General features: G+C 48.1%; 1 protein-coding gene. It reads left to right on the top strand.

The features are described 5' to 3' along the window. Window positions 1–812, top strand: an 812-nt coding sequence (locus A3750_RS22145; protein ID WP_156498837.1) for a nucleotide sugar dehydrogenase, incomplete at its 5' end; no start/stop codon positions are given. Window positions 813–863 lie beyond the last annotated feature (51 nt).

The following is an 863-nucleotide window of genomic DNA, read 5'->3' as shown; positions in this document are numbered from 1 at the left end:
TTAATCCGGGAGACAAAGAGCACCGCGTCACCAATATTTTGAAAGTAACCTCCGGTTCAACTCCAGAGGCAGCCGAATTCATCGACCAACTCTACGGCAGCATCATCACGGCAGGCACGCACAAGGCGAGCTCAATTCGTGTTGCCGAGGCTGCAAAAGTCATCGAAAACACCCAGCGTGATGTTAACATTGCCTTGGTAAACGAGCTGTCTCTGATCTTCGATAAAATGGGCATCGACACGCTTGAAGTGCTTGAAGCAGCTGGCACTAAGTGGAACTTCCTACCATTTCGCCCAGGCTTGGTTGGCGGCCATTGCATTGGCGTTGACCCTTACTATTTAACCTACAAAGCGCAGTCTATCGGATACCACCCAGAGATGATTCTTTCTGGTAGACGCATCAACGACAATATGTCAGGACATATCGCAGAAAAACTTCTTCGCCTAATGACCGAGAAAAAGATTCAAATGGTCGATGCGAACATTCTTGTCATGGGACTGACCTTCAAGGAAAACTGCCCGGATATTCGCAACACGAAAGTTGTTGACGTGATCCATGATCTTGATGAGTTCCACGCCAACATCGACATATTCGACCCTTGGGCCGATGCAGACGAAGTTGAAGCAGAATACGGTTTGAAGCTAGTATCTGAGCCTGCCAAAGGCCACTATGATGCGGTTCTTGCCTGTGTTGCGCACGATCAGATCAAGGCACTTACTTCAGCAGAGCTAAAAGCACTCTGCAAACCAAACCATGTTATTTACGATGTAAAACACATCTTCGATAAAGACGTGGTTGATGGCAGACTGTAGTAAGATCGCGATAAAGCTCGGCGCCCGATTGAGTTGTGCGCCGAGCTAACA

It is taken from the genome of Oleiphilus sp. HI0079 (assembly GCF_001635105.1).
This window is presented reverse-complemented; position numbering and strand designations above follow the sequence as displayed.